Source organism: Oleiphilus sp. HI0086, from assembly GCF_001635225.1.
In genome coordinates this window covers 1-8834 of record NZ_LWFZ01000616.1, presented here as the reverse complement: position 1 = coordinate 8834, position 8834 = coordinate 1, and the positions used below count along the sequence as shown (strand labels likewise).

The following is an 8834-nucleotide window of genomic DNA, read 5'->3' as shown; positions in this document are numbered from 1 at the left end:
CGATTTAGGCCCATTTTTATTCTGCTCATCGTTAGCTTATTTCTCAATTCATCCTACAATTACTAGGTTAATTATCAGTATTTGTAATAAAGCAAGTCACAGGCAGCAGCAAATTATGAGCAACCAACTCACCGAAGCCCAGGTCAAAAAAATTCTTCAAGGCATTCATGTACCTCCACAACCCCAGATTCTTGTGGACTTACAAATGGAACAGATCATGCCGGCCCCGGATATTCAACGAATAGCCAATTTAATCGCGAAGGATGTTGGCTTATCCGGCACCATGCTGAAATTTGTTAATTCACCATTTTATGGTCTGGCAAATAAAATCACCTCCATTGAGCAAGCGGTATCACTACTGGGTATTCATACCGTTATTAATATCTTGAATGGCCTGGCAATCAAAGGTGAAATGTCAGATGAAGCCATCATTGAATTAACCTCTTTTTGGGATACCGCAAACGACATAGCGATGGTCTGCGCAGCGGTTGCCAAAAAAGTCGGCTACCGCACGCCAGACGAAGCTTATGCATTAGGCTTGTTCCATAATGCGGGTATTCCTCTCATGCTTTCACGCTTCGATGATTATATCACCGTCATGGAAAAAACTTATTCCGGCCAGCATGAGCGAGTCATTGACTTAGAGAATGAAAAATTCAACACCAATCACTGTGTCGTCGGTTATTTCACCGCCAAGTCATGGAACCTCCCTGAGCATATCTGCCAAGTTATTGCCGAACACCATAACACCAAGCAAGTGTTTGCAGTTAAAGACGGCAAAAACCAGCAGCAGAAAACCTTGCTGGCAGTTCTTAAACTGGCTGAGCATATTTGCGGAAACTACAAAGTACTTGGCCTACAAGATAGCGACCCGGAATGGGAAGATAGCCAAGATGACATATTAGAATACCTAGGCTTAACTGCTTACGATATCGAAGACCTTAAAGTAGGTTTCATTGAAATGGGTGTCACCGTTTATTGAACAAGAGTCTTTAAAACAAAAAAGGGAGAGTCTCTGACTCTCCCTTTTTTATTCAAGAAAATAAATACTCAGCCTTTGAAGGCTTTTACTTAACCTGCATGCCTTGGTATACGCTATCAAGCTGAGGTTTAACTAAATCTTCAGTATCTTCACCATTGCTTTCCTTGATCGCCAAGTTCAAATTCCATAGCTGATCAAACTTCTCAACGGCAACAGCCTTATTGGCCGCTTTATCACGTAAAATCGTTGGTTTTAGGAATACCACCAAGTTCTGCTTATTTACAACCTTCTGAGTACTTCTAAATAAAGCACCTAACCAGGGAATATCACCCAGCAATGGAACCTTGCTTTCTTGGTAAGTTTCGTCATCACGAATTAGGCCGCCCAGAACAATAGTCTCGCCATCATCAGCCAGAACATTCGTCTTAATCTGACGTTTCGAGGTAATAATATCGGCTCCAGCCGTTGACGGAGAAACGCCTGATATTTCCTGTTCAATTTCCAAACGAACTAAATTGCCATCACTGATACTTGGCGTCACAATCAACTTAACACCGACATCCTGACGCTCAATCGTAGTAAACGGGTCCGACGTTCCAGCACCGGAAGAAGTAGACTGACCTGTGATAATTGGAACATTCTCACCAACAATGATAGATGACTCCTGATTATCCATGGTTATCACTTTAGGTGTAGAAAGAACATTTGCGCTAGCATCACCTTCAAGCGCCTGGATCAGGCCACCCCAGCTTACACCACTTTCACTTGTTCGCCCAAAACCTGCGGTAATACCATCACTCGCACCAATACCTGAGACGTTAAGATCACCATCATCACTGCTATCTTGCGCGATCAACGCTGACAATACATTCGCCGTCGCAATTCCCGCATCAGAGAAGTTTGTAAATACACCTGGAACCGATGCACCCTGATCATACAAGGCCCACTGAATACCAAGTTTGTCATTCAGGTCATCTTTAATTTCAACTATCGCAGCCTCGATCAGTACCTGAGCTCGGCGAACATCAAGTTGCTCAATGACACCATCGAGCTCCTGAATCACTGAAGGTTCTGCTCTAATAACCAGCGCATTCAAACCTTCATCAGCATAAACACTCGCTTCTGAAGATTGGCTTTTACCCTTACCCTTAGCACCCTCACTACTAATATCGCCCATTAGCCCCTTTAACAACTCAGCTAACTCTCCAGCATCCGCATGTTTAAGTCGGACTACCTTGGTTTTACCACCCGTGGATGAAGGTTGATCCAGTTTGGCTATCAACTCTCGCATTTTCTCCCGGAATGCCTCATCGCCTCGAAGGATAAGCCGATTGCTGCGCTGATCTGCAACAACACTAAATTTATTGCCGCCACTTTTTCCTTTAGCTTTACTCAGCTCGCTAGGTGCTAACTCTTCTAAGAGCTTTACCATATCACCAACCCATGCTTCTTTAAGCTGAACAACTTCAAGTTCATATTTAGAAGGGCTATCCAGCTCATCAATAATCTTACTAATTCGTTTTATGTTCGCCAGGTGATCACTAATAATCAAAGCATTGGCAGCTGCGACACCCGCAAGGTGTCCATATTTTGCCACCATCGGTCTAAGAATCGGAACCAACTCTAAAGCACGAGCATTGTTAACCTGAATTACCCGCGTAACGATTTGCTCTGATGGTACCTTTTTCAAAAAACGATCGTTCTGAGCACTCTGCTTGGCATCATTTTGTCTGACAATCTTGATCACTTCCTGGCCAGGTATCGCTGCAAAGCCATGCACCCCCAAGACGGATAAAAACATTTCGTAAACAGCAGATTTATTCATTGAAGCATTAGAAATAACCGTGACCTTACCCTTAACTCGAGGGTCAATAACAAAGCTATAACCTGTTATATCGGCAACCTGACTAACAAATGCTCTGACATCCGCATCCTTCAGATTTACCTTCCAGGTTTGCTCCTCACCGAAGGCACTCCCGCTAAATACCAGCGCGGCACAAACAACCAAGTGCACCAACCTGAGACGGACCATACTGAACATGTTCTTTCCTAATGTAGACTTCATAACAATCACTTTACACTTAAGTCATTTGCATTACTGGGCTTGAGCCCGCAATTTTTTTATCTCAAAGGGTAGTTAATATAAAAGCTGGCGCCATCTCGCATCACTTCTACTTCCAAACTACCTTGCTCATAGAGACTTTTCATTAACTCTTTATCGCGCTGAATATCACCAAGGTTATGACCATTCACCGAGCGTATCACATCACCCTTGTTAAGATTTAGCCCCGACAACATTGGGTTTCCACCTTGGTAAACATACCCCTCTGAAGAAGCTTTCAGCCCAACTGAGCCCAATGCAGCGACAGGATCTTCCTGTAAGCGCTCTGCAGCCTCATCCATAAATTGCTGAGGCGTTTCTACTGATTCCACCCTTGCTCTTCTTTTCGGCTGGGCTTTAACCGGCGTTACCTTAGAAAAACTGCTACTGCCTTTGATGCTCTTCTTTTCTTCAAAAGCCAAAGTTTCTAGCCTTCCGTTACGCCTCAAGAGAATACGATCACTATATACCTCTTCCAAAGTGGCCCTGCCTGGTAGGGCATCACCTATGCCATAGTAATCCGCCTTCTTGCCAATCTCTTCTACTATAGCACCCGATGCGCCAGCCTGCTCTGACATAAAAACACCTTTTAATGCTAACCTTAAGCTGGTCTTAGGCGCTTCTTTTGGTTTATCCTGCTTTTTAACTACCTGTTTTCCTACTTGTCCGAATAAATGATAGTCAGCTAACCTGGCATCTCGCCCCTGGCTTTTCTTAGCTGTAACAACTTTATTCTGAGGCAACACTAAAGCGCGCTCATCCGAAGAAGCCAGTGAATACCAAAACACTCCAGCCCCCAGATAAGCGACATAAACAAGCAAAGTCACAGCCAACAGTGACTGAATCCTAGCAATTGTTCCTGACCCTAGCGTTATCAAATTATTCACCAGCCTAATAAATTTTCTTTTTCACTTTAAACACGACATCTTCTTCTTTGGAGTTTTGGGGCCAATGCTCATCAGCCAAATCCAATAAGCGTCTTTTCACTTTAACTAGCGCTTCACCCTCTGGGCTCACCGTCGCTTCAATGACATCAAACGATCCGCCACTATCACGAACACCTGCTTTTATTTCCCCAGTTTCGCTAGTTTCTATCACCCCCCTAAAAGGAGGAAAGCTACGTTGATGTATAGCGCGTTGAGCAGGATAGGCAATATCGCCACCAGACCACGAGATCATACCTGCAGCTGATCGCAGCATATTATCTTCAGCTAGCAGCTGTATATCCTTTAACAATAGCTGACCATCCAGGGTGACTCGTTGCGCCCTCAGCGCTGGGCTTAGCATAGATAAGTCTAGGTCACCACGAGAAACCGTCACAGCGATGTCAGACATGCCCACCGTAATCACAGCCTCCAATTCGCCCGCTTGGCTATCAATATCAAGCTTAACGGGAAGTGATAAGGCATATAGTTCAGATAATTTCACATTCCAATCAACTATTGAGGCAATGCCTTTATACTGAACCAAAGCACGACCATCCCAGATAGTCCCCTCAATGCCTTTTACCGAAACACCAACAGAGCGAAGAGAATTAGTTACAGAAGGATCAGCCTCTACAACTCCCTCCCAAATCACACGCGCTGGAGCCTTAGCCAGCACAAAAACGCTAAAGGCCAATAAGAAAACAAGAAGATACAGAATTGTTTTTTTCAACACGCGTAAAGACCAAGTCCTATTATTTGACCCACTTCAGTACAAGAGATACTGAAAACTACCGAGAACCTATCATGCTTATATACCTAAGCCGCCCGGTAGGGAGCCTACTGCTCTAAAAAGCGACCAATTACAGACTATTTAATATGATAAATCTACCTTTATTAACGGTTTTTCATACCTTTGCAGGGTTTTCTTGAGACATGCCTCAAGTACTTAGCCCCAAACGCAAGAAACCCGGCAAAAGCCGGGTTTCTTAATCACAAAGCGTGAAAGGCTGGATTACATCATTCCACCCATGCCACCCATGCCACCCATATCAGGCATAGCTGGTGCTGCTGCACCCTCTTCTACGATATCGGTAACCATGCATTCAGTAGTGATCATCAAACCAGCAACAGAACCTGCTGATTGAAGCGCTGTACGCGTCACCTTAGCCGGATCAAGAATACCCATTTCCAACATATCGCCATATTCACCCGATGCAGCATTGTAACCAAAGCTACCTTCGCCCTGCTTAACCTTATCAGTCACGACAGAACCTTCGCCACCGGCATTCTCAACGATTTGACGCATAGGTGCTTCCATTGCGCGACGTAGCAAGTTAATACCAACGTTTTGATCTTCGTTATCACCTTGAAGATCTTCAATCGCTTGTAGAGCACGAATCAATGATACGCCGCCACCTGCAACAACACCTTCTTCAACGGCTGCACGAGTAGAGTGAAGCGCATCTTCGACACGAGCCTTCTTCTCTTTCATCTCGACTTCAGAACCAGCACCTACTTTGATTACCGCAACACCGCCAGCTAATTTAGCTACACGCTCTTGAAGCTTCTCACGATCATAGTCTGAACTGCTTTCTTCGATTTGCTTACGAATCTGGTTAACACGCCCTTCGATTTCTGCAGCTTGACCTGCACCATCGATAATCGTCGTATTTTCTTTACTGATGTTAACGCTCTTCGCTGTACCCAAGTTATCAATTGTTGCGGTTTCTAGAGACAAACCAACTTCTTCAGAAATAACCGTACCACCCGTTAGAGTAGCGATATCCTGTAGCATTTCCTTACGACGATCGCCAAAGCCAGGTGCCTTAACCGCTGCCACCTTAACAATGCCACGCATGTTGTTTACAACTAGAGTCGCTAGCGCTTCGCCTTCGATATCTTCAGCAATGATCAATAATGGCTTGCTTGCTTTAGCAACACTTTCCAGTACAGGAAGTAGCTCACGAATGTTAGAAACCTTCTTATCAACCAATAATATAAATGGGCTCTCAAGCTCTGCACTCATATTGTCCTGATTGTTGATAAAGTAAGGTGATAAGTAACCACGATCGAACTGCATACCTTCAACAACGGCTAGCTCATCTTCGAAGCCACTACCTTCTTCAACAGTGATAACACCTTCTTTACCTACTTTTTCCATCGCTTCAGCAATGATGCTACCAACAGAGCTATCGCTGTTTGCTGAGATTGTGCCTACTTGAGCAATCGCTTTAGTATCTTCACATGGACGAGCAAAGCCTTTAACCGCTTGAACTGCAACTTGCACACCTTTGTCGATGCCACGTTTCAGGTCCATTGGGTTCATACCCGCAGCAACAGCCTTCAAACCTTCGTTAACGATAGACTGAGCCAAAACTGTTGCAGTCGTTGTTCCATCACCCGCAGCATCATTAGTTTGTGATGCAACTTCTTTTACCATCTGCGCACCCATGTTTTCGAACTTGTCTTTAAGCTCGATTTCTTTCGCAACAGACACACCATCTTTAGTCACCGTCGGTGCACCAAAAGATTTGTCTAATACAACGTTACGACCTTTAGGGCCCAAAGTTACCTTTACTGCATCTGCTAGAATGTTTACACCGGCCAACATGCCTTGACGAGCCGAATCACCAAATTTAACGTCTTTAGCGCTCATATACTTTTCCTACTTAAACTGTTTGCCTATTTAGTTAGGCACTTTTAAAATAATTCTCTGAACCGGCTAACCGGTACTAAGCTTCTATCACGCCGTAAAGGTCGCTTTCACTCATAATCAATAGCTCTTCACCATCGATCTTAACGGTATTACCAGCATATTGACCAAACACTACAATATCGCCTTCTTTTACAGCCAAAGCTTTAACATCACCGTTATCCAGAATTTTTCCAGTACCCACAGCTATTACTTCACCCTGAGAAGGTTTTTCAGTCGCACTACCAGGCAATACAATACCACCCGCACTTGTGGTCTCTTCTTCTTTGCGGCGTACAACAACACGGTCGTGTAATGGACGGATTTTCATCTTCTTGATTCTCCTAACAGGTTTTCAATCCGAAAATAAAATCACTCTCAAACAAAGAGCGCTTTATTTTATTTAATAAAAACAATAAGTTGCATTTTAAACTTACAATTTTCATTGATAAGTGACTCTATAAATGGGGATGATAGAAAGCTTTTCAAGCACTTATTTTTCTTTTTCTTGTTTTATCTCTTGAAACTCACCTTCGGCGATCTCTTCAGGCGGAACGGTACGTTGGGGAAATTCCTGGGCAGAGAAAGGGTCCTTAACCGGCTGCTCCTCCGCCTGAGACGACTGTCTATAAGTTGTCTGGGAATAAAAGCCGCTTTGTGAGGAATTCTGTACCAGATTTTTCGCAATCATCTTGGCAAACGAAGCTCTAAAGCCCGGCGTCAATAAAATAAAGCCAATCGTATCGGTCACAAACCCAGGGGTAAGCAACAATGCTCCCGCGATTGCCAACATCATCCCTTCACCAATTTCAGAGACTGGCATCTGGCCACTTTGCATCTTCTGATTAGCTCTGATAAAGGTACTCAGCCCCTGTTTTTTAAGCAGCGTCACACCTATGACTGCCGTCAATAACACCAGCAACACTGTATAAAAGACACCAATAAATGAGCCCACCTCAATTAATACCAACATCTCAATGATAGGAACAATCAAGAACAGTAAAAATAAAATTTGCATACTTACTCCAAGTCGAGATTTATTAGTACCCGACTGCATTAATCCTTTTTCTTATCCTAACAAGCCATTAAGATAGATTCTCATTTAAGGGTTAGGGGTGATCCCTCGATACCCAACACGTCCCAATCTGGTATTAATATAGGCAGAACATGAAATTACAAGATGCAGTTATTGCAATTACAGGCGGCGCTCAAGGCTTAGGAAGAGAAATGGCTTTAGGCCTTGCTGAAAAAGGAGCTAATCTCGCTCTGATCGACATGAATGCAGAACGTCTTGATGAAACCGCTAATGAGTGCGAAGCACTGGGCGTCACAGCTAAAACCTATGTTTGCAACGTTGCCCAAGAGGCTGACGTAGAGAACACCTTTAATACGATTGAGCGCGATTTTGGAAAGCTGAATGGCCTCGTTAATAATGCCGGCATTCTACGAGACGGTTTATTGCTAAAAGCTAAAGATGGCAAAGTTAGCCAAACCATGAGCCTGCAGCAATGGCAAAGCGTGATCGACGTTAACCTTAGTGGTGTATTCCTGTGTGGCCGTGAAGCTGCCCGCCTGATGGTTAACACCAATTCAGAGGGTTGTATTATTAATATTTCCAGTATCGCCAGAGAAGGCAATATTGGACAAAGTAATTACAGCGCGGCTAAAGCTGGCGTGGTTGCATTAAGCGTCACTTGGGCCAAGGAACTCGCGCGCTATAATATTCGCTCTATGGCGATCGCTCCCGGTTTTATGGAAACGGAAATGACAGCCAGTATGAAACCTGAGGCTCAAGACCATATGAAGAAAGTTATCCCTTTAGGTCGCCCCGGCCAACCTAGCCATATTCAACAAAGTGTGGTGCACATTTTTGAAAATAATTACCTTACAGGCCGGGTCATCGATGTCGATGGTGGACTAAGAATCTAACTCCCAATGGCAACAAACGAAAGTGAATGCAAGCAGGCTATACTGGCCTGCTTGGCGAGCATCCCCAGCGGGCAAGTCTGTTCTTACGGGAAAATAGCATCCCTGGCAGGGCACCCAGGCAAAGCACGTTACGTCGCCTACATATTAAAACAACTACCTAAAGACAGCCGCATTCCTTGGCACCGAATAATTAATGCTCAAGGA

General features: G+C 44.2%; 9 protein-coding genes. 3 read left to right on the top strand and 6 right to left on the bottom strand.

Translation table 11 applies throughout. The features are described 5' to 3' along the window. Nucleotides 1–115 precede the first annotated feature (115 nt). Complete coding sequence (locus A3756_RS07585) at nucleotides 116–982, top strand: HDOD domain-containing protein (RefSeq protein ID WP_068509039.1); 867 nt, start codon at nucleotides 116–118, stop codon at nucleotides 980–982. A gap of 85 nt (nucleotides 983–1067) precedes the next feature. On the opposite strand, the gene gspD is transcribed toward A3756_RS07585, so the two are convergent. From gspD to A3756_RS07555, 6 genes are all read right to left on the bottom strand, one after another. After that, a complete protein-coding gene (gene gspD, locus A3756_RS07580) occupies nucleotides 1068–3047 on the bottom strand; it encodes a type II secretion system secretin GspD (RefSeq protein ID WP_231872239.1) in 1980 nt (659 codons plus the stop codon). 56 nt (nucleotides 3048–3103) lie between these two features. Continuing rightward, entirely contained in the window at nucleotides 3104–3961 is an 858-nt protein-coding gene (locus tag A3756_RS07575) for a type II secretion system protein N (RefSeq protein ID WP_197469962.1), read from the bottom strand. 13 nt (nucleotides 3962–3974) lie between these two features. Then, the gene (gene gspN, locus A3756_RS07570) at nucleotides 3975–4742 is read right to left on the bottom strand and encodes a type II secretion system protein N (RefSeq protein ID WP_068509035.1); all 768 of its coding nucleotides are present in this window, start codon (nucleotides 4740–4742) and stop codon (nucleotides 3975–3977) included. 279 nt (nucleotides 4743–5021) lie between these two features. After that, the gene (gene groL / locus A3756_RS07565) at nucleotides 5022–6665 is read right to left on the bottom strand and encodes a chaperonin GroEL (protein ID WP_068509033.1); all 1644 of its coding nucleotides are present in this window, start codon (nucleotides 6663–6665) and stop codon (nucleotides 5022–5024) included. Between the two features lie 76 nt (nucleotides 6666–6741). Further along, nucleotides 6742–7032, bottom strand: coding sequence for a co-chaperone GroES (locus tag A3756_RS07560; RefSeq protein ID WP_068509031.1), 291 nt, complete (start codon nucleotides 7030–7032; stop codon nucleotides 6742–6744). 162 nt (nucleotides 7033–7194) lie between these two features. Beyond that, a complete protein-coding gene (locus A3756_RS07555) occupies nucleotides 7195–7719 on the bottom strand; it encodes an FxsA family protein (protein WP_068509064.1) in 525 nt (174 codons plus the stop codon). A 149-nt stretch (nucleotides 7720–7868) separates the two neighbouring features. On the opposite strand from A3756_RS07555, the gene A3756_RS07550 reads away from it, so the two are divergent. Both A3756_RS07550 and A3756_RS07545 read left to right on the top strand, forming a co-directional pair. After that, nucleotides 7869–8630 (top strand): SDR family oxidoreductase, encoded by a 762-nt coding sequence (locus A3756_RS07550; RefSeq protein ID WP_068509029.1) that lies wholly within the window; start codon nucleotides 7869–7871, stop codon nucleotides 8628–8630. 6 nt (nucleotides 8631–8636) lie between these two features. Beyond that, a partial coding sequence (locus A3756_RS07545) for an MGMT family protein (protein ID WP_197481245.1) occupies nucleotides 8637–8834 on the top strand: 198 nt, incomplete at its 3' end.

Coding starts and splice junctions, on each gene's coding strand:
- A3756_RS07585 (WP_068509039.1), top strand. CDS start 116: ATGAGCAACCAACTCACCGAAGCCCAGGTCAAAAAAATTCTTCAAGGC.
- gspD (WP_231872239.1), bottom strand. CDS start 3,047: ATGAAGTCTACATTAGGAAAGAACATGTTCAGTATGGTCCGTCTCAGG.
- groL (WP_068509033.1), bottom strand. CDS start 6,665: ATGAGCGCTAAAGACGTTAAATTTGGTGATTCGGCTCGTCAAGGCATG.
- A3756_RS07560 (WP_068509031.1), bottom strand. CDS start 7,032: ATGAAAATCCGTCCATTACACGACCGTGTTGTTGTACGCCGCAAAGAA.
- A3756_RS07555 (WP_068509064.1), bottom strand. CDS start 7,719: ATGCAAATTTTATTTTTACTGTTCTTGATTGTTCCTATCATTGAGATG.
- A3756_RS07550 (WP_068509029.1), top strand. CDS start 7,869: ATGAAATTACAAGATGCAGTTATTGCAATTACAGGCGGCGCTCAAGGC.